We start from the raw sequence: 22054 nt of genomic DNA, 5'->3' as shown, positions 1-22054 counted from the left end.
CATATGAGACTTTCACGGGCTTCATGGTGAAAGTCTTACTTATTGATAGGAGACTTTATGAAATTAACGAAAATGCATGGTCTCGGCAATGACTTCATCCTCTTTGCCGACCCACAAGGGACGTCTAAAGACTACACAGACCTCGCCATCCGCCTTTGCGATCGTCGCACGGGTATTGGTGCTGATGGTCTTGCTATCCTAGTTCCTTCCGAAACCTGTGATGTGCGCATGCGCATCATCAACTCCGATGGTAGTGAAGCAGAAATGTGCGGTAATGCCATCCGTTGCTTTGCCAAATACGCTTATGAACACGGTGAAACAACGAAGGAGACTTTCACCATTGAAACCTTAGCTGGCGTAATGAAGCCTACATTGACTATCGAAAACGGTATAGTCACACAAGTTACTGTAGACATGGGCAAACCATTTTTTAAGGCCCAAGACATTCCTATGAATGTAAACATGGATAAGGTTATCGACGTAGACCTCAATGTAAACGGTGAAACCGTAACAGTGAGTTCTGTATTGCTCGGTGTGCCTCATACGGAGGTATTCATCGACGACATTACAAAAGCCCCTGTTACAACACAAGGCCCTATCCTTGAAAAGCACGATGCCTTCCCTGCCAACACCAATGTAAACTACATTGAAGTGGTAAACGACAAACACATCAAGGTGCGCACATGGGAACGCGGCGCTGGCGCTACTTTAGCTTGTGGAACAGGATCTTGTGCCTCTGCCGCTATGTCCTTTGAAAAGGGCTTAACAGGCCGCGAAGTAGATGTGGAACTCTATTTAGGAACATTGCATATTTCATACTTGGAGGATGGCACGGTGCTCATGACAGGCCCGGCTGAGGAAGTCTTCGAAACAGAACTTCCTATCGATTAAAATGAAGTGGTTACAACTTATATTAAATGCGTTCCTAAGGTACCAACAGGGTCGCACACTCATACCACGGAATATAGAGCCCCTTTTGGGACTACTTGCATCCATTCTCGTCATCCTCATAGCCGTAGCCAATAGCATCGCTATTGGTTATGCCTTGATTGTCGTATGGAGCATCATGGCCTACGTGTTCTACCGCAAAGGATATGCCCTAAAAGAATTATTAAACCTATCTTGGACAGGTGCGAAAACATCCATCATAGTGATGCAAATCTTCCTTCTCATCGGTTGGCTCATCGCCATGTGGCAAGCAGCAGGCGTTATTCCTATGATTATCGCCACAGGTATCGATTTAATTGATCCATCCATCTTTATCGTCTGTGCCTTTTTAATAACAGCCATAGTGAGTATGCTGTTAGGTACTGCACTGGGCACTGTAGGAACGATAGGCATCGTACTCATCACCATGGCAAGAGCTGGAAGTATTCCAGAAAATATCGTAGTTGGTGCCATTATTGCAGGTGCTTACTTTGGTGATCGAAACGGTCCACTATCCTCTAGTGCATCTCTTGTAGCGGCCTTGACCCATACAAAGGTATCGACGAATATTCCCATTATGTTTAAAGATGGTATTCCAGCACTCATCATCTCTACAGTGTTGTATCTATTACTATCTCAGTGGTACCCACTCAATTACGAAAATAGTTTACTATCCGATACAATTCACTTTATTTTCAATATCGATTGGACATTATGGATTCCAGTCATCATCGTCATTGGTCTATTGCCTTTGAAAGTATCTATCCGTTGGCCTATCGGACTCAGTGCATTAGCGGCGGCCATTCTAGCCTATACCAATCAGGATGCGAGCCTCTCAGAGTTGGGATGGTATACCTTAACAGGCTTTGAACTACCGCACTATAATCCACTAGCTAATATCATTCATGGCGGCGGTCTACAAACGATGTTTATCCCTACCCTTTCAATTTTTATGGCTACTACCATTTCAGGCATGCTCGAAGGGGTTGGCTTCTGGAACGATATACGACAACTGTTAGAGCGAGCTAAAACACGGAGCGATGTATTTGCTGCCAATGTAGGTCTTGCTTTCTTAACAGGTGCGGTTGGATGCAGCCAAGCTATTGCGGTAGTTATGACGCACTCTATTATGCGTATTACCTACGCACAGCGAGGTATTCAAGACGAAGATGTAATGCTAGACTTTGAAAATAGTGGCATTCTCATCGCTCCATTACAACCATGGAATATCGCTGCCTACGTGCCCATTGTCATGATGGGTACAAGTTCAACAGGTTATGTACCATTTGCCTTCTTCCTATATCTAGTACCACTCATCTATTGGTTACGATTACGGAAGCAAGATCAACCAATCATACGCTAATTAGTATTATCTCAAAAGGGGAAATTGTATGATTTATACCATTACCTTTAATCCAGCTCTCGATTATATCGTGCGCCTTGATCACCTCAAGACGGGTACTATTAATCGCACCATCCAAGAATACGTTCTCGGTGGTGGCAAAGGTATCAACGTATCTATCGTGCTCAACAATCTTGGCATGGATACGACAGCACTCGGCTTCATCGCAGGGTTTACAGGCGAAGAAATCGTAACACAACTCAAGAAATTCGGCGTGAAAGAAGATTTCATCCGGCTTCGCGAAGGATTAACCCGCATCAATGTTAAGGTAAAAGCCTCTGATGAGGAAACAGAGATTAATGGCCGCGGCCCAATCATTGCTACCGACGAATTAGAAGCTCTATACAAACAGCTTGATGCGTTGACCGAAAAGGACACCTTAATCCTTGCTGGCAGCATTCCTTCTAGCCTACCAAGCGATATGTACGAACTCATTATGGAGCGCTTACAACATAAAAATATTCGCATCGTAGTCGATGCTACAAAGGATCTACTCACAAAAGTCTTGCCTTATAAACCATTTTTAATTAAGCCAAATAATCACGAGCTTAGTGAAATCTTTGGGCGCACTTTATCTACAAAAGATCAGCTTGTAGAAGCAGCAAAAACATTGCAAGAGAAAGGCGCACAACACGTGCTCATCTCCATGGCTGGTGATGGTGCTATTTTGGTGTCCGCTGACGGCACTGTATATACCAGTCCTGCCCCTAAAGGAACTCTCGTGAATTCCGTGGGTGCTGGCGACTCCATGGTAGCCGGCTTTATTACGGGCTATGAAAAGACGGGTGACTTACAAGAGGCGCTCTATTGGGGTATCTCCAGTGGCTCTGCCTCCGCTTACTCTGAAAACCTCGCAACCCTTGAAGAAGTAGAAACACTGCTTTCACAAGTACGAGTTAAATAGTTTTATATTTTATGTGCATCAAGGAGTACACATATGAAAATCACTGATCTATTAAAACCTCAATCTATCCTACTGAATGCAGATCCTGTCACAAAAGCTGACGCCATTTACACCTTAGGTGAATTGATGGACAAAGGAGGCTATTTGACAGACAAGGCAGAATATTTAAAAGCTGTCTTCGCTCGTGAAGAGTCTGGTTCTACAGGCCTTGGCGACGGTATTGCCACACCACATGCTAAATCTGCAGGAGTAAAAGAACCAGGCCTCGCCGCTATGGTTGTACCTAATGGGGTAGACTTTGAAGCATTAGATGGTCAACCTTCTCGCCTATTCTTCATGATTGCGGCTCCAGAAGGCGCCGCTGACACTCATGTTGAGGTATTGAGCAAACTAGCAACTATGGTGATTGACCCAGACTTCAAAGAAGCCCTAATTCAAGCGGCTACTGTTGATCGATTCTTAGAGCTCATTACAGCTAAAGAAGAAGGAAACTTTGACCCATCCGTAGAAGGATATATCAAACCAGCAGAGGATCAAAAAGCAACCAGCATTACCGATGCTATCGAAGCAAAGGCTACAGAAGCAATTGAAAAGGTAGCACCTAAGATTTCTGTAGATAACCCGCATTATGATGTACTAGCTGTTACAGGCTGTCCTACTGGCATCGCACATACCTACATGGCTGCTGAATCTTTAGAACGCAAGGCTAAAGAAATGGGTATTTCCTTAAAAGTAGAAAAGAACGGTGCCTCTGGCGTTAAAGATGCTCTTACAGCAGAAGAAATTGCACATGCTAAATGTATTATCGTAGCTTCCGATCGCCAAGTAGAAATGGCACGCTTTGACGGTAAACCTATGATTCAAACTAAGGTAGCGAATGGCATCAATAAAGCGGAAGAGCTACTAACAGAAGCTATGGCTGGCACAGCTGCCGTATATCAAGCATCTGCGGCTGACCGCGAAGCTGCTGAGATTGCAGCTAGCGCATCTGATAGCGTAGGTCGTCAAATCTACAAACATTTGATGAACGGTGTATCTCACATGTTGCCATTTGTTATCGGTGGCGGTATCTTGATTGCCCTCGCCTTCTTATTCGACGTATTCGATCCAGCGAATCCTAAAAACTTTGGTTCCGGTACACCTCTTGCGGCTTTCTTAATGCAAATCGGTGGAGCTTCCTTTGGCTTCATGTTACCAGTATTAGCGGGTTACATCGCTATGAGTATTGCGGACCGTCCAGGTCTTGTAGCTGGTTTCGTTGGTGGCTTATTAGCTAACCAAGGTGGCTCTGGTTTCCTAGGCGCATTGATTGCCGGTTTCGCAGCAGGTTATTTGGTATTATTAGTTAAGAAATTAGTATCTGGTTTGCCTCAAGCATTAGAAGGTACAAAACCGGTTCTATTCTACCCTGTACTTGGCGTATTGTTCATCGGTATCGCTATTACCTTTATCATCAATCCTCCTGTATCTGCACTTAATCACTGGTTAATGGACTCCTTACAATCCATGGGCACTACTAGCCGCGTATTATTAGGTCTAATCTTTGGTGCTATGATGTCCGTTGATATGGGCGGCCCTGTAAACAAGGCGGCTTATGTTATCGGTACTGGTGCTCTTGCAACTGGAGAATACGGTATCATGGCTGCTGTAATGGCAGGCGGTATGGTTCCTCCATTGGCAATTGCTCTTTGTACTACATTCTTCCCTAGTCGCTTCACAGAGGCTGAACGCAAATCTGGTATCACAAACTACATCATGGGCCTTTCCTTCATCACAGAAGGTGCCATCCCATTTGCAGCAGCCGATCCAGTTCGCGTATTACCAGCTTGCATCATCGGTGCTGGTACAGCTGGTGCATTATCCATGTTCTTCGAATGCACACTACGCGCTCCACATGGCGGTATCTTCGTAGTACCAACAATTGGTAATCCACTTCTTTACCTTGCATCCATCGCAATCGGTTCCATTGTGGCTTGCTTCATCTTAGCACTTGTAAAGCCAAGTTTAAAAAATAGTATCGCTAAATAGATCATAAAATTAACTATCAATTATAACTTATATATGATTGATGGCTGATGATTGTTGATTGTTTATGATGAGTTTCGACGATTAGCGGTTAGTAACTAATAGTTAACATTTAGCGACTAATTGATTAATGACTCTTATCGATGGTGAAAGCTGGTGTCACACCAGTAGATATAGTAAAAGGACTAGAATATACGTATTCTGAACTGCCCTAAAATTGGACACAGTTTTGGAACAACAGTTCAGAAGTATACGTGATCTAGTCCTTTTCTTATATTCAAAAATAATTAATATTATTTTATAATTCATGATCAAAACTACTTTCAAAAGTGGAAGCAAATCCTCAAAATTGTACAATTACATTGATTTATGTTAAACTATATAAATATTAATTAACTTTAAAATTATAAATTATTATTAGAAATCTAGTTCGGAGAACTAATTCATGAAGTCATCCAAAAATTGTAAGGTTACTGCTGCATTTCTTGCCGCAGCTGCGTTGGGTGGTGTTACCCATGCAGAGCCTACACTTAACATGAATGATTTAGTAGGTACGAGTACCAGTGCTGAATCAACGACACAGAGTCCTACAAGTGTAGCAACTCCAGTCGTGAAACCAATGGCAACTCAGCCAGTCTTACCAGCTACACCACAACCGGCCACCGTTGTACAACAACAAACACCACCGATGGCACAACCTCAACCATCCTACGTGATGCAACCAGCAACGGTTAGCCCTGTACAAACTCAACAAGTTACACCATTGCAAGCAGTACCGCAACAAGTAGTACCAATGCAATCTCAACAACAGGTTCAAACTCAACCGCAGTATGTTGTCAATAAAGATACAAAGGCTGTCATGGAACCTACATTAGCAATGCACAGTTTGATAAATGTACAACGAAAAACTGAACCTGTTACTATAGAGAAACCAGTGGATGGTAAGCAACAAGTACAAACTACACAAGTACAGCGTACACCTGTTGTTATTCAACAAGAATCCATAGCTCCATTAACTGTATCAAATACTACAGTAACAAAAGCCGTGGTAGCAAAACAGAGGCTTACAATTCGAGATATCCAACGAGCTGAGCGTGAGCGTTTAGCTCAACTAGCCGCTGAAGAAGCCTCCCAACAAGAAAATTTATCACAAGCTGATCAACAACAACTTGCTCAAAAACAAGCTGAAGCTCAACGTCAAGCAGCACTACAAGCACAACAACAAACAGAAGCCCAACGGCAAGCAGCTTTGCAGGCGGAACAAGAGCGTATCGCCGCGCAACAAGCTGAAGCTCAACGCCAAGCGGCTATTAGAGCAGAGCAAGAACGTATCGCTGCTCAACAAGCCGAGGCTCAACGCCAAGCGGCTATTAAAGCTGAGCAAGAACGTATCGCGGCTCAGCAAGCTGAAGCTCAACGCCAAGCAGCTATTAAAGCTGAGCAAGAACGTTTAGCCGCTCAACAAGCGGAAGCTCAACGCCAAGCGGCTATTAAAGCAGAGCAAGAACGTATCGCGGCTCAGCAAGCTGAAGCTCAACGCCAAGCAGCTATTAAAGCTGAGCAAGAACGTTTAGCCGCTCAACAAGCCGAAGCTCAACGTCAAGCGGCTATTAAAGCTGAGCAAGAACGTTTAGCCGCTCAACAAGCAGAAGCTCAACGTCAAGCAGCTATTAAAGCAGAACAAGAACGTATCATCGCTCAACAAGCGGAAGCTCAACGCCAAGCGGCTTTAAAAGCTGAACGTGAGCGTATCCTCGCTCAACAAGCTGAAGAAGAACGCTTAGCTGCTGAAGAAGCAGCTCGCCAACGTGCCGAAGCTGCCACTAAAGCCGAAGCCGAACGACAAGCAGCTATTAGAGCAGAACAAGAACGTATGGCAGCTCAACAGGCTGAAGCTCAACGTCAAGCGGCTATTAAAGCAGAACAAGAACGTATTGCGGCTCAACAAGCTGAGGCTCAACGGCAAGCCGCTTTAAAAGCTGAACAAGAGCGTATTGCGGCCGAGAAAGCTAAAGCAGAACGCGAAACTGCTATTAAGGCAGAGCAAGAACGTATTGCTGCTAAACAAGCGGAACTTGCAAGACAAGCTGCGATCCAAGAAGAACAAGAACGTTTAGCTGCTGAACAACTAGCAAAAGAAGAAGCGGCAGCTGCAGCTAAAGCTCGGGCTGAAGCAGAGGCAAAAGCTTTAGCAGAAGCGGACGCTGCTGCTAAAGCTCAGGCTGAAGCTGAAGCAAAAGCTAAATCTGAGGCAGAGACTAAACAGGTTCAAGAAAGTAAATTACCGCAATCTTATGTAAATGCTCGTAATGAAGCTTCCACAAAAGGCTCTCCTGTAACAGAAGAGAAAAATATTCTCTCCCAACCAATTGAACCCCCATTGCAAGCTGATGCATCTGCAAAGATTAGTCTTGCTTTCGACGCAAAGAATTATGAATCCATGTCTACCACAGTAGATAATAAGGAAATCAAATATCGCGCCTTCGAATATATCCCTTACGTGGCTAATCCAATCGACATAGATCAGCAATACATGAACATTTATGTACCAGAGGAATATTTCAACAACGGCACAATCAACGGTTACAATACCCAAACAGCCCCTATCTTCATGCCAAATGCAGTAGGTGGTTACATGCCGAGCCAGGCTATGACGCCTAAGATGGAAAATGGAAAACCTAACAGTGTTCTTTATGCATTATCCCGTGGTTATGTAGTAGCTTCCCCATCTACTCGTGGTCGTACCAATAAAGCTTCCGATGGCAACTTTATAGGTAAGGCCCCTGCAGTAATCGTTGACTTACAAGCGGCTACAGCTTACTTACACGCTAACGATTCCGCTATGCCAGGTAATGCAAACCGCATTATCACAAATGGTACAAGTGCAGGCGGTGGTGTATCCTTATTACAAGGTGCAACTGGTAACAGCTCCGACTTCCAACCATATTTACAAGCATTAGGTGCAGCTACAGCGGCAACTAATGTATACGCAGCATCCGCATATGCCCCTATCACTAACCTTGATGCGGCAGATATGGCTTACGAATGGAGCTATAACGGTATCACATCTTTTAACAAAGTAACTATGGGCCAAGGCGAATTACCACAAGCTAATGTAGGTGGTAACTCTGCTCCACCACAACGTACGATGCAACGTGTAAACTTGAATACAGACGATTTATCATACTCTAAAATGCTCAGCGAACACTTCCCTGATTACGTAAATAACTTACAATTACGTGACTCTCTAGGTCGTATACTAAAACTCGACAAGAATGGTAACGGGACTTTCAAAAACTATGTAAAAGAGTTTATCGTTGCTGCCGCTAATAAAGCAGCAGCTCAAGGTACTGATTTATCCAAGCATACATACCTTGTACGAGATAATAAAACAGGGGCCATCAAAGACATTAACTGGGAAGCATATAACCACTTTGTAAGTCGCTCAAAAGCGCCTGGTGCCTTTGACTCTCGTGCTAATGATACAGGTGAAAACAATCTATTTGGTACAAGTACTACAGATAATAATCACTTTACCATTACTGCTGCATTACACGATTCAACAGCTAACCAAGATGTATACGTAGAAAATGCTAAGATCGTTACTATGATGAACCCAATGAACTATCTTGGTTCTCCTGCTGCGACAAATGCACGATTCTATCGTATTCGTTATGGCACAGCCGACAGTAATACATCTGTTGCAATTCCTTTAATCGTAGGTACACGTGCTCAAAACCTTGGGTACAGAGTAGATATGGCAACACCATTTAATGTAGATCACTCTGGTGACTACGATTTAGAAGAATTATTCAACTGGATGGATAATATCGTTAAAAACGGTAGATAATCACAATTAAATACATACCAAAATACTAAAGGAGCTACCTAGTAGTTCCTTTTTCATATACAATTATAAATTTTCTTGTGTATTCAATTATAAATGTTATTGTGAAAGTCCCTCTCCGACTATGAATAATCTGCACCATTATTTAATCAGTACATCACCCTATTATAATAATAAAAGAATTCAATCAAAAAAGGATGCCCCCTGTAAAATACAGGGGGCATCTATGTGTTTGAGCCAGGTAAAAGCAATTATTATGCTTTCACCATGATAGGCGATTAAACTTCAGGGAACAATGCTGTAGATAAGTAGCGTTCGCCTGTATCAGGGAGAATTACTACAATATTTTTGCCTTTATTTTCAGGGCGTTTTGCCAATTCTTGAGCCGCCCAAAGCGCAGCACCAGAGGAAATACCTACCAATACGCCTTCTGTGTGACCAAAAGCTTGAGATGTAGCAAAAGCATCCTCGTTAGAAACTTGGATTACTTCATCGTAAATGTTAGTATCCAATGTATCTGGAATGAAGCCAGCACCTAAACCTTGGATTTTATGAGGGCCTGGTTTACCATTAGACAATACAGGAGAATCTGCTGGTTCTACGGCAACCACATGTACATCAGGGTTTTGTTCTTTCAAGTAGCGACCTGCACCTGTCAACGTACCGCCTGTACCAACACCAGATACGTAGATATCTACGGTACCATCAGTATCTTGCCAGATTTCAGGACCAGTTGTTCTGTAGTGAATTGCAGGATTAGCTTGATTTACGAACTGACCTGCTTCAATAGCACCGGATGTAGCCGTTACGATTTCCTTAGCTTTAGCAATAGCGCCTTTCATACCAAGAGAACCGTCAGTCAATACGAGCTGAGCACCATAACCAAGCATTAATTTACGGCGTTCAATGGACATTGTTTCAGGCATTACGATTACAACTTTATAGCCAAGCGCAGCACCTACAGCAGACAAGCCAATACCAGTATTACCAGATGTAGCTTCTACGATTGTGCCGCCTGGTTGTAATTCACCAGATTCAACTGCAGCTTGAATGATTGCTGCTGCGATACGGTCTTTTACGGAACCGCCTGGGTTGAAGTATTCCAATTTTGCGAAAATATTAGCGTTTGCACCATATTTTTTACCAAAACGTGTAGTAGCTAATAATGGTGTTTTACCGATTAATTCAACAAAAGATTTTGCAATTTTAGACATAGTGGTCACTCCTTATTAAATAGAACCATCCCAATTATCATATTTTGTATCAAGTTTTGCGTAAGTCCCATCAATTACATCTTGTAGGGTTACGTTTTCTAAATAATCATGAATATAGTTTTGTAAGCCTGCCCAGAAACCAACGGTGCGTTCGTTGATTACTGTATCAGTACTCACCCCTTCATCAAGGGTAGATATGATAGCCATCGATTCCTCAGTAGCAAGCAATATTTCAATAATTGTGTACTCCTTAGGGCTTTTAGACAATCGATATCCGCCGTATTTACCGCGGATACTATCCACTAGGTTAGCAGCGCCTAAACGAGCTACGATACCTTCTAGGTATTTTTCAGATATGCCTTGTCGTTCTGCCACAGATCGCAAGGAAACTGGTTTATCTTGCCCTTGCTCTACCAAATCGATGAGAACCATCAATGCATAACGACCTTTTGTGGAAATCCTCATATATCTTGCCTTTCTTTGTAAACGTTAGTGTTAAACACACCCATATTAAAAAGTGCTTATATTATATTTATAAAGCTATTTATAAAACCTTTCACATTAATAGGAATTAATTTCATTATAGACCACTCACTATAAAAATGCAAGAACTTATTTCCTACTTTTATAAAGGGATATCTACTCATCCTATATTTATTGAGTTTATCCTATATTTTAACTTAATAACTTGCCTCGTAGAAAGCTCAAGTTATTATACTTTTGTTAACTCGCAACACAACGAAGTAAGAATAATCTTATAACACAAAAGGACCAGCCCGAAGGCCAGTCCTTTTGCGTATAGTTTGTAGTTTGTTATATGAGGTTTACCATGATGAATTGGAGAGGGTTCATCTGGTATTGGGACTTACCGTATCGTCAGGAAAACGATGCGCGCCCGTGTTTATGTCATTTGAGGAGTTGTCTAGATTACTCTAGCATTTAAGTATAAGTTTCTTAATTAGATTTTACCTACAAGATCAAGACCTGGTTTCAAAGTATCTTTACCTGGTTTCCAACGTGCAGGGCACACTTGATCGCCATGTTTAGCTACAAATTGAGCAGCTTGTACTTTGCGAACTAATTCTTCAGCGGAACGGCCGATACCCATATCATGAATTTCTGCTGTACGCACGAAGCCTTCTGGATCTACTACGAATGTACCACGGTAAGCCATAGCAGATTCTTCTTGGAATACATCGAAGAAATCAGCTAATTCATGTTTTTTGTCAGCCAACATGTAGTACTCGATTTTATTAATGCTTGGAGAAGCATCAGACCATGCTTTGTGAACGAATTCGGAGTCACAAGATACGGAGTAAACTTCGCAACCCAATTCTTTCAACTCTGCATAAGAGTTTTGTACGTCTTCCAACTCAGTAGGGCATACGAATGTGAAGTCTGCTGGATAGAATACGAATACAGACCATTTACCCAACACGTCTGCAGTGCTAACTTTTACCAATTCAGGTTTTTTGAAAGCATCAAGTGTAAATTCAGGAAGTTGTTTACCAATAATAGACATGTTATGTCCTCCTTATTTGAGTTCCATATGTAACGAATATATTTATATTGGTGTACTTAACACCGCATCTATATCTATCTTTGTCTATATAATAACAAATATCATTCAATATTGCAAGCATTATTTTTAAATTTATCGATATATTTTTCCAACTTTTTTCGATGTAAGCAAAAAAAAGAAGAAAGATGCTCATTTCTGAGCATCTTTCTTCTTTTTACATACTACAACAGACTTACTGTTCACAGTAGCGTGATCAAAAGCTATTAAACCCGCTATATTAGCAAGCCCTCTCCGTGCTATGTGACCAGTTATAGATTGTTCTTTTCCCGATTTACCATATACAAACTGCTCTAGTTTGAGTGCAGCTAATATAAATAAACCTATAATAGATAAAATAGATTCCATCGCTTTAATCTATTTTTTTAGTTCTAAGATTGCATCTACGAAACCACGGAATAATGGATGTGCATTATTTGGGCGAGATTTAAGTTCTGGATGTGCTTGTGTGCCAATGAAGAATGGATGATTTTTCACTTCAATACTTTCAACGAGACGGCCATCTGGAGATGTACCAGAAATTACGAGGCCTGCATCAGTCAATTGTTGACGATATTCATTGTTGAACTCATAGCGATGGCGATGACGTTCATAAATCAAATCTTCTCCATAAGCCTCGTGAGTTTTCGTACCGGCTTCCACTTTGCATGGATAGATACCTAAACGCATCGTACCGCCTTTTTTATCTACATCAACTTGATCACTCATCAAGTCAATTACTTTGTACTTAGCATTTTCGTCGAATTCGCTAGAGGTTGCTCCTTCCATGCCACATACGTTACGAGCAAATTCCATGACTGCAGACTGCATGCCAAGGCATAGGCCGAGATATGGAATATTGTTTTCACGAGCATATTGGATTGTACGAATTTTACCTTCTACACCACGGGAACCAAATCCACCAGGTACGATGATGCCTTCAACACCTTCAAATACCTCTTTAGGATCTACAGATGTATCATCAAGTTCTTCGGAGTCAATCCAACGAATATTCACTTTAGTACCCGTAGCAATACCAGCATGATCTAGAGCTTCAACTACGGACAAATACGCATCATGCAACGCTACATACTTACCAACGATAGCAACTGTAATATCTTTATTAGGATTCAAAATCTTATGAACCATTTCTTTCCATGCAGTCATATCGCAAGGACGATCTTCAAGGCCTAATTTTTTAATAACAATATCATCAAGACCTTGATCTTGCATCATCAATGGCACTTCATAGATGGAGCTACAAGTTTGGTTTTCAATAACGGCTTCTGGTTCTACGTCGCAGAACAACGCAAGTTTTTCTTTCATTTCATCAGAAATGTGTTTTTCGCTACGGCATACCAAAATATCTGGTTGAATACCAATGCTACGCAATTCTTTTACACTATGTTGTGTAGGTTTTGTTTTCAACTCGCCTGCGGCATTGATGTAAGGCACTAATGTAACGTGAATGTAAAGTACGTCGTTACGACCTACTTCTTTTTTCACTTGACGAATGGCTTCCATAAATGGCAAGCTTTCAATATCACCTACGGTACCACCAATTTCTGTAATAACTACATCAGCATTATCCTCTTTACCTACACGGTAAACATTTTGTTTAATTTCATTTGTAATATGTGGAATTACTTGTACAGTGCTACCTAGATAATCACCTTTGCGCTCTTTATTGATTACAGACCAATATACTTTACCAGCTGTAATATTGGAACGTTTACTAAGGTTAATATCGATAAAGCGTTCATAATGACCCAAATCAAGGTCAGTTTCAGCGCCATCATCTGTTACAAATACTTCACCATGTTGGTAAGGGCTCATCGTACCCGGATCGATATTAATGTATGGGTCAAATTTTTGAATCGTTACATTGAAACCACGGTTTTTTAGTAAACGACCCAAAGATGCTGCTGTAATTCCCTTCCCAAGAGAAGAAACAACGCCGCCAGTTACGAAAATATACTTAGTTGCCATGATGCCTCCCACCTATTACATTTTTTCCGGAGCGGAAATACCTAAAATACCCAAGCCTTGACGAAGAACGAGGGCAATCGCTGTAATTAATCCAAGACGAGCTTGTTGTAATGCTGGATCTACGCCAATGATACGACCTTGACGGTAGAATGAATGGAACATGCTTGCCAAATCATATAGATAACGAGCAATACGATGAGGGGCACGATGTTCGGCAGCTTGAACGACCTCTTCCGGATATTCAGCTAATTTCTTAATTAATTCTAATTCCATTTCACTTGTAAGCGTTGTGAAATCAGTTTCACTATAATTGCCAAATGCAATGCCAGCTTCACGCACTTGGTTATAAATGCTGTGAATACGAGCATGAGCATATTGGATATAATACACTGGGTTGTCATTACTGCGAGATTTTGCCAAGTTAATATCAAAATCAAGTTGGCTATCCAAAGAACGCATCAAGAAGAAATAGCGAGACGCATCTACGCCAACCTCTTCGATCAATTCATCTAATGTAACACTATCGCCACTACGTTTAGACAATTTAACAAGTTGTCCGTCACGGAACAATGCTACCATTTGTAATAACAATACGGTTAATTTATCAGGGTCATAACCAAACGCCGCCATAGCCGCTTTTACACGACATACATAGCCATGATGGTCAGCGCCCCAGATATCAATCATTTCCTTGAAACCACGATCATATTTATTGCGATGATATGCAATATCTGCCGCTAAATACGTAGGAACCCCATTATCACGAATAACTACACGGTCTTTATCATCACCGTAGTCAGTGGATTTTAACCACAATGCACCATCTTTTTCATAGACTTTACCAAGGGCCTTCAGAGCCTCTACAGAATGATGAATTTCATCCGATTCATGAACTGTACGTTCAGAGAACCAATTATCAAAAGTAACGCGGAAGTTTCTTAATGTTTCCTCTAAGCGAGCTAATTTTTCTTTTAAGCCCTCTTCCTTAAACAAGGCTACACGATCTGCTTCGTTCATAGCATTTAATTTATCAAAGCCTTCGCGTTCTGCAATCGCTTTCGCTGTTTCAATAATATCTGGGCCACGATAGCCATTTTCAGGGAACACTAAAGCCCCTTCTGGAATATCGAACTCAGGCATAGAACCGTCTTCATTGCGTTTAGGTGGGAATACTAATGTAGCACCTTGTAACTCTTGGAAACGGTACTCAATGGAAATAGCCATGTTGTCGATTTGATTACCTGCATCATTGATATAGTACTCGGATTGTACATTATAACCCGCTGCACGTAACAAGTTTACAAGAGCACTACCGTACGCAGCACCGCGACCATGACCAACATGCAATGGACCTGTTGGGTTTGCACTTACGTACTCTACTTGAATTGTATCGCGCGCACGCAATGGTTGAACACCATACTCAGTACCAGCATTCAAAATGGCTTTTAACGTATCGTACACCATATCAGATTTCAAAAAGAAATTAATAAAACCTGCGCCGGCAACCTCAGCACGTTCAAGCCAATCAAAATTCATATGACTAATCAAAGCTTCAGCAATGGCTCGAGGATTTTGACGAGCTACACGAGCGGATTGCATAGCGATGTTTGTAGAAAAATCACCGAATTCCTTTTGAGGTGGCACTTCGAGAACGATTTCTGGATATTCCCCAGCCGGCAAATCACCGCTGTTAATCGTATCTTGTAATGCCTGTTCAATCCCCGATTTCAGGATTTCCTTCATGTCCATGCTCTATATCCTCCCGCACGTCTATATCTAACTGATTATAAAATTGCCATTCACCTTCAACGGAAATATCATATCCTAAATGAACATGACCTACGCCATCATGAAAGTCTACTGTTAATTCATGAGTATTTACAGCCATATGTAAATCACCATATGGTGTTTCATATACGGCTTCACGTTCTTCACCACGGACGTATTGATGACGCATATTGACAGCCCCTGTTCGGAGCAACACGATAGAATCATCATGAATTTTAATGGTCGTCTTAACCCCATCCAATCCAGTCACACTAGATTCTTCATAACGCACATATTGAGCATTACCTTTTTCATGTGACGTACCTGGGGAAATCAGTTCCACTACGGTATCCTTGCCATCCATATCTCGTTGTACACTCTTTACGGACACTAGAACCCGCTTCATTTTCAACCTCCGTGGTAGTAATTAATCATCATATTATACCATAATCAAGGACTATTTTGCACCCTTAATGAGTCTCAATTTCTTAGTCTTCGTCATCCGTTTAATAGCATATTCCCTGCGTTGTGCTTCTTGTTTTTGGTGAAAGCTTTCAGCATATACCAAGGTCACAGGACGACGTCCTCGCGTATATTTTGCACCGCCTGGGATATGTCCATTGTGAGCATCTATTCGACGTTTGAGATCTGTAGTCCATCCACAATACAAAGAATCATCAGAGCAACGCACTAAGTAAATATAGTGCATTTCTTTTGATTCATCGCCTTGAACACTAGCGTCGTTCAAGATTGTATCACAATCTACAATTATACCTTGTACCTCTTGTGTAGATGCGCATTCACCAGAAAGAGACTCTTGAGAAGTACTTTTCTTATTTGCCATTTTTCGCATCATCAGTAATCGGCTCCAATGTAATGGTATTGATGATTACTGGTTCTACTGGCTTATCATTGCGACCGGTTTTAACCTTGCCGATTTTTTCAACTACATCCATGCCTTGTACTACAGTACCAAAGATGGTGTGTTTATTATCTAACCAATCCGTAGGTCCCAAGGTAATAAAAAATTGAGATCCTCCTGTATTAGGACCACGGTTAGCCATGGCTAGAACGCCCATTTTATTGAAGTGTAAATCATTGGAGAATTCATCAGGAATTGTATAGCCTGGGCCACCAGCACCTGTGCCATCAGGATCTCCACCTTGAATCATAAAGCCTTCGATAACACGGTGAAATGTCACACCATTATAGAAGCCTTTTTTCACGAGATAATCAAAATTTTTGACCGTAATCGGCGCTTTAGACCCTAACAAACGAACCTTAAATTGACCATAGTTTGTATCAAAAATAGCATATTCATCTGCAATTGGCGCATTCGTAAAATTAGGCATCGCCACAGTTTCTGCTTTCACAGTATTACCTTGTGGTTGCTCCCCAGTTTTGGTACTACATGCTGTTGTACTAAGTACTGTAATCCCCAACATTGCGCATAAAGCCAAGCGTTTCCAGTTCATATGTCCCCCAAAATACTAATATTATATTTAACTAAATGTAGATTTAAAATTTACATAGAAAAACCGCTCAACCCATGAGCGGCTCTTTTTTAGTATATCATATTATGGCGCTATTGAGATTAAAAATATAAAAAAATAATATAACAACAAAAAACAGAGCTTCAAAGGAGCTCTGTTTTTGTAGGCCTCAACTAATCACTTAGTTAATTCGATTATTTAGAGTCAAATTGGTCTGGAGTTGTATTATTATAAGACTCAATATAATTATTGAAATTCTCAATCATGTCGTTAAGATTGTTTTCATTTGCATCAGTAAGTACTTGACGTACAGAACCAACTACAGAGTTATAAGAGTTAACAAGCACTTCTCCACGATCATTATTTATGCTCTTAAGCAATGTTTGAATTTCATTAAGTTCTTTTTCTACAGCTTGTTTGTCTGCATTTTTAGGAGCTTTTTCTACATTTTCTACAAGAGTAGTCAAGCGAAGCGTAGATTCCATTGCTGCTGCATAGCCTTTTTTACCGTCTTTTTTCAATTTTTCGATTTGTTTCTTAGTTTGTTCAGTGTTAGCTTTGTTAAGAGCATCATTGAACTTCGCATAAGCTGCATCAAATTTTTCTACTTGTGCTACGTATTTAGCTGCTAGTTCTTTACCTTTAGCACCACCATCGTTCATGTAAGCTTTAGAATCATCATAAGCTTTCAAATCTTTGAATGTTGGTACTAATTCATTAAGAACATTTAATACATTATCGCGTTCTGTATCAACTTCTTTGAACGTAGAACCTTCTTTTTTAGATTGTTCCAAAGCTTCTTTTAAAGTATCATAGTGAGGTTGACGGCCAATAGCACCTTCTTGGAAACCACCTTTTAATTTAGCCAAACTGTCTGCATAGTTTTGACCCCAAGTAGCATTGTCACCATTGAAGCGATTTGTTGCATCAATAAGGGTATTAAGCTTAGCAGCTGCTTTCTCATCGCTACCGCCATCAACTACGGAGGAGACTACGGAGCCAATGCCACCCGCTTTATCACTGCCGCAACCAGAAACAAATAAACCTGCTGTCAATGCTGCTACACAAAGTAAAGTTGAAAATAATCTGCGTTTATTGTTCATATCTTCTCTTCTCCTTTTAACACATGAATATTGAACTAAGCGCATTATACTAACTATACTACACCAATTCTGTAGCCACAGCTACAAAAATAAATCTTCATATAAGCTTCACCTAACTTAGAGGAATTATCAATAATTAATCGATCCATTTAAAATGCTTACACGCATTATAAATGCCATCTTTATCACAGTCTGTAGTAATATAATCAGCCTTTGCTTTTAATTCAGGGCGCGCATTACCCATAGCAATATTTAGCCACTCAGGCCTAAACATAGACAAATCATTATACCCATCACCAAATACAACAGCTTGATTTGGCTTCATTCCAAAGTGTTCAAGCATATTACGAATACCCAACGCCTTTTCCATAGGCTCATATAGAACACAGCCATCACCATAACGAATGAGCTTATGTGTCATATACTCGATATCCTTCTCCTCTTCCTCTCCTTCCTTGAAAAACACATAAATCTTATAAAATTCTTCAACACTATGAAAATCAAAATTAGGGTCTACAGTTGTTTTAAACACATCCCAATTGGGATGCCACTCTAAAATTTCCTTATACGGCGTAATACGACCGAGTTTATTGCGGTCAGTTACGGCCCAAGGAATATTATGTGATTCTAAATACTCTAAATATTTAATACATGCATCACGATCCATACCTATCATAGATACCAATTCATTATTAACAGTGATACTGTGACCACCATCTGCTACAAAATCAGTAAGGCCCGCTTGCTCTGCAAAACGCTTAGCATCCACTTGAATACGACCAGTTGCTAAGGCTACACGGTGACCACGACGCTTTAACTCATCTAAACTGTATTGAGCACTTTCAGGGATTTTACCTTCAGGCCATACAGCTAAAGTATTATCAATATCGAAAAAGAAAAACTTCTGCTCCACGGCCCCTCCTAATCACGTCCACTCATTAACTTAAACCGTTCTTTTTGTTTTACATCTGGATATTTTTCATGGTCCACATCACTCAAAAACATATCTAGTGGTCGTACATATAAGTCACGTTGATCATATAATTTTTGATATACCACGAACTGTTCACTCGTTTCCGAATGAGTTGCAACATCTAACACGTAATAGTACATGCCTTTAAAATGACGATATAAGCCACCCTTTACAATTTCTTGCATTTATAACCTCATCACATAACATACACAAATAGTTACAAACCATATTAATCAAGAGATTCCATATATTGAATAGCCTTAGTCAACATATCTGCTGTAATTTTATATGGAGATACATCAATATCATGAACAGATGTAGCCTTTTCAACAATTCGAGGAATATGCGATGCAGTAAGATCTAATTGTGAAAGTTTAGTAGGCCAACCTAATTCGCGATATACTGGCAACCACCGTTGTAACTCATCCATTTGTTGGTCAACGGTTAACAAAATAAGTAAGCCATAAGCTACTATTTCACCATGCAAATGATTTTCTTCTGTTTCTTTATTAGTAACACAGCCATAACATACAGCATGAGCCATGTTGCTATTATATGCCATAGGAACACAACCTGATACAACACCGGTAGTAAAGATAACAGTCATAGCAATGGTATCAAAGGCATCACTACGTTTATTAGCTTGACTATCTTTATAGGCTTGTATACCATGTGCTAAAATTGGTTCACTACACATAGAAGCTAGAGTAAGGCCTAACTGAGTATTATAGTCTTGCTCGCGACTGCGAGCAGAAAGATGAGTTTCATAGTGTTTTGCAATAGTATCTCCCATTCCTGCCCACAAGTAACGGCTTGGTGCTTCTACGAGAATATCAGCATCAATAAAGCAGTGCACAGGAGGATGATTTACAAAAGCTACGTCATCAAAAGTATGATCTGCCGTGTATACAGCTGCCACTTCTGACGTTGCCGCACAAGTAGACGCAATGGTTGGAATTGTAAAGAATGGTTTATCATCTAACTCTATAGCTACTACTTTTACCGTATCCATGGCCTTACCACCACCAACAGCAAACAAAAAGTCCGCATCTTTTACAGATGCCATTTGTGCAATTTCCTTGCCTCGAGCAAAAGTACACTCTCCACCAAAGTGGATAATATCTAGCACCTTAATCCCCGCTTTATCAAGCACTGGACGAATGTGTGGCAAAGCTTTAGAAAGAGCTGTTTCGCCACCGATGATAGCTACAGACTTGCCATATAATTTTGTAAACTTTGGAATAGCGTCAAATACATCATGACCTCCAAAACTATAACTAGGTAAACAATGAGTACTACGCATAAAATTTCCTTCCTTCTTTTATCATTTATATCCTTATTTATCCTTATTATAGAAACTTCTACACACAAAATCAATTTTATATGACAACAATCAAAACATAAAAAGGCTCTATACTCTCACAAAATGAAAGCATAGAGCCTTTATCTTTATTACTTATTATCGGAAGCAAGACCTTTATGGATAAGACCCACAACAAAGCCTAATACCGCAAAGCTTACCCAGCCCATACCAGCACTTTGGAATGGAATATATTGAGCAAAGAGCTGTTCCAAAGCTATAGGTGCAATACCTGCAGTCTCAAGACCAGTCATAAGAGCAGAGATCATTGTGAACGCTACAGTCCATGCATATACGCAACGACGACCACCGAACACATTATGAAGAAGTGCCAACAAAATGATTACGATAGTCAACGGATACAAGAGCATCAACACAGGGATTGCTGCACTGATGATTGTTTTCAAGCCAAACATACTAAGGCCAAAGGCCGCTAGAGAGAAAATTACTACATATAATTTGTAACTAATCTTTGGAGTCAGCTTGTGGAAATACGTACCGCAAGAAGTGATAAGACCAATACTTGTAGACAAGCAAGCTAGCAGCACGATGATAGCCAAGATGATTTGACCGAACTCACCAAACAAATAGTTAGCACTTACGGACAATACAGGAGCCCCTGTCTCGAACAAACCAAAGCGTTCAACACTTGTAGCACCAATATTAGCGATAAATACATACACGATACCAAGAAGGCCTACCGCAATTGCACCTACCTCCATTACTGTTTTTGTAATCACAGCACGAGATGTAGCACCACTGAGGCGTACAAAATCGATTACAAGAATAGCAAATACTACGGAAGCTAAGGCATCCATTGTATTGTAGCCATCTAAGAAGCCTTGTAACACAGCCGTTGGTGCATCACCATATGCCGGTTGTGGTGCCGCATACCCACCAAGTGGAGTAATAAAAGATTTAACAATCAACAACAGAATTACAAGAAGTAAAGCTGGTGTCAAAATATTACCGATACGGTTAACAAGTTTTTGTGGACTAATAGATAACCACAAAGAAATACCAAAGAATAATGCCAAGAAAATTGGTTCCATATTCATGCTTAAACCTTCAGCAAAAGGTTTAATTGCGATTTCATAAGCTACAGTACCAGTACGCGGCGTCGCAAACATTGGTCCAATACTCAAGTAAAGAGAAATAGTATACAACAAGCCATAAATCGGATGAACACGGCTTGCTAGTTCTTCAACATCTTTACAGGAAGAATAGCCCATTGCTGCAACACCTAAGAGTGGAAGTCCTACACCAGTTAACACAAAGCCAAGCAAAGCCCAACCTACATTATCACCAGCTTGTTGACCTAAGGCCGCTGGGAAGATCAAGTTCCCTGCCCCAAAGAATAGGGCAAATAACATCATGCCTATAGCCAGATAAGCACGGGTCGACAGATTATCGTTACCATTCATAAATGTAACCCCCTTTAGGTTATATAAAAATAATATTACTATTATAATCTAAAGGGGCTTGGGTATAC

Annotated in this window: 19 protein-coding genes; 5 read left to right on the top strand and 14 right to left on the bottom strand. The window is 40.8% G+C overall.

What is annotated here, in order from left to right:
• Positions 1-57 precede the first annotated feature (57 nt).
• The 5 genes from dapF to HMPREF0873_RS10010 all read left to right on the top strand — a co-directional run bounded on the left by dapF (position 58) and on the right by HMPREF0873_RS10010 (position 9108).
• The gene (gene dapF, locus HMPREF0873_RS05525) at positions 58-891 is read left to right on the top strand and encodes a diaminopimelate epimerase (protein ID WP_004695030.1); all 834 of its coding nucleotides are present in this window, start codon (positions 58-60) and stop codon (positions 889-891) included.
• 1 nt (position 892) lies between these two features.
• Positions 893-2290 (top strand): Na+/H+ antiporter NhaC family protein, encoded by a 1398-nt coding sequence (locus HMPREF0873_RS05520; protein ID WP_008714893.1) that lies wholly within the window; start codon positions 893-895, stop codon positions 2288-2290.
• A gap of 28 nt (positions 2291-2318) precedes the next feature.
• The gene (gene pfkB / locus HMPREF0873_RS05515) at positions 2319-3233 is read left to right on the top strand and encodes a 1-phosphofructokinase (RefSeq protein WP_004695028.1); all 915 of its coding nucleotides are present in this window, start codon (positions 2319-2321) and stop codon (positions 3231-3233) included.
• 33 nt (positions 3234-3266) lie between these two features.
• On the top strand, positions 3267-5261 hold the full coding sequence (locus HMPREF0873_RS05510; protein WP_008714890.1) for a fructose-specific PTS transporter subunit EIIC: 1995 nt from the start codon (positions 3267-3269) through the stop codon (positions 5259-5261).
• Between the two features lie 442 nt (positions 5262-5703).
• Positions 5704-9108 carry a subtype B tannase gene (locus tag HMPREF0873_RS10010; protein WP_198003473.1) on the top strand — a complete coding sequence of 1135 codons (3405 nt, stop codon included), beginning with the start codon at positions 5704-5706 and terminating at the stop codon, positions 9106-9108.
• A gap of 275 nt (positions 9109-9383) precedes the next feature.
• Here HMPREF0873_RS10010 and cysK read toward each other — a convergent pair whose 3' ends face one another.
• From cysK to brnQ, 14 genes are all read right to left on the bottom strand, one after another.
• Complete coding sequence (cysK, locus tag HMPREF0873_RS05500) at positions 9384-10319, bottom strand: cysteine synthase A (protein ID WP_008602392.1); 936 nt, start codon at positions 10317-10319, stop codon at positions 9384-9386.
• A 15-nt stretch (positions 10320-10334) separates the two neighbouring features.
• Positions 10335-10784, bottom strand: a complete 450-nt coding sequence (locus HMPREF0873_RS05495) for an Rrf2 family transcriptional regulator (RefSeq protein WP_008602390.1) — start codon at positions 10782-10784, stop codon at positions 10335-10337.
• 493 nt (positions 10785-11277) lie between these two features.
• Positions 11278-11841, bottom strand: coding sequence for an alkyl hydroperoxide reductase subunit C (gene ahpC / locus HMPREF0873_RS05490; protein ID WP_004695016.1), 564 nt, complete (start codon positions 11839-11841; stop codon positions 11278-11280).
• Positions 11842-12030: 189 nt separating this feature from the next.
• Entirely contained in the window at positions 12031-12246 is a 216-nt protein-coding gene (locus HMPREF0873_RS05480; RefSeq protein ID WP_008602389.1) for a hypothetical protein, read from the bottom strand.
• A 9-nt stretch (positions 12247-12255) separates the two neighbouring features.
• Complete coding sequence (locus HMPREF0873_RS05475) at positions 12256-13866, bottom strand: CTP synthase (RefSeq protein ID WP_038125685.1); 1611 nt, start codon at positions 13864-13866, stop codon at positions 12256-12258.
• Positions 13867-13881: 15 nt separating this feature from the next.
• Positions 13882-15615, bottom strand: a complete 1734-nt coding sequence (gene argS, locus HMPREF0873_RS05470) for an arginine--tRNA ligase (RefSeq protein ID WP_008602385.1) — start codon at positions 15613-15615, stop codon at positions 13882-13884.
• Positions 15581-16039 (bottom strand): DUF1934 domain-containing protein, encoded by a 459-nt coding sequence (locus HMPREF0873_RS05465; RefSeq protein ID WP_004695011.1) that lies wholly within the window; start codon positions 16037-16039, stop codon positions 15581-15583. Before HMPREF0873_RS05465 ends, argS begins: the two co-directional genes overlap by 35 nt.
• A 51-nt stretch (positions 16040-16090) precedes the next feature.
• Positions 16091-16342: a GIY-YIG nuclease family protein gene (locus HMPREF0873_RS05460; RefSeq protein WP_012864827.1), complete on the bottom strand. Its 252-nt coding sequence runs from the start codon at positions 16340-16342 to the stop codon at positions 16091-16093.
• Between the two features lie 124 nt (positions 16343-16466).
• The gene (locus tag HMPREF0873_RS05455; protein WP_008602382.1) at positions 16467-17108 is read right to left on the bottom strand and encodes a peptidylprolyl isomerase; all 642 of its coding nucleotides are present in this window, start codon (positions 17106-17108) and stop codon (positions 16467-16469) included.
• 212 nt (positions 17109-17320) lie between these two features.
• Positions 17321-18229 (bottom strand): DUF3829 domain-containing protein, encoded by a 909-nt coding sequence (locus HMPREF0873_RS05450; protein ID WP_038125684.1) that lies wholly within the window; start codon positions 18227-18229, stop codon positions 17321-17323.
• A gap of 136 nt (positions 18230-18365) precedes the next feature.
• Positions 18366-19142 (bottom strand): HAD family hydrolase, encoded by a 777-nt coding sequence (locus tag HMPREF0873_RS05445; RefSeq protein WP_008602378.1) that lies wholly within the window; start codon positions 19140-19142, stop codon positions 18366-18368.
• Between the two features lie 8 nt (positions 19143-19150).
• A complete protein-coding gene (locus tag HMPREF0873_RS05440) occupies positions 19151-19387 on the bottom strand; it encodes a DUF1653 domain-containing protein (RefSeq protein ID WP_004698254.1) in 237 nt (78 codons plus the stop codon).
• Positions 19388-19431: 44 nt separating this feature from the next.
• A complete protein-coding gene (locus HMPREF0873_RS05435) occupies positions 19432-20505 on the bottom strand; it encodes an iron-containing alcohol dehydrogenase family protein (protein ID WP_008602376.1) in 1074 nt (357 codons plus the stop codon).
• Positions 20506-20654: 149 nt separating this feature from the next.
• Positions 20655-21986 (bottom strand): branched-chain amino acid transport system II carrier protein, encoded by a 1332-nt coding sequence (brnQ, locus tag HMPREF0873_RS05430; RefSeq protein WP_008602374.1) that lies wholly within the window; start codon positions 21984-21986, stop codon positions 20655-20657.
• Between the last annotated feature and the right edge of the window lie 68 nt (positions 21987-22054).

Origin of the sequence: Veillonella sp. 3_1_44 (assembly GCF_000163715.1) — a bacterium.
Taxonomy (GTDB): Bacteria; Bacillota; Negativicutes; order Veillonellales; family Veillonellaceae; genus Veillonella; species Veillonella parvula_A.
The sequence above is the reverse complement of the archived record's forward strand: the minus strand, read 5'-3'. Positions and strand labels throughout refer to the sequence as shown.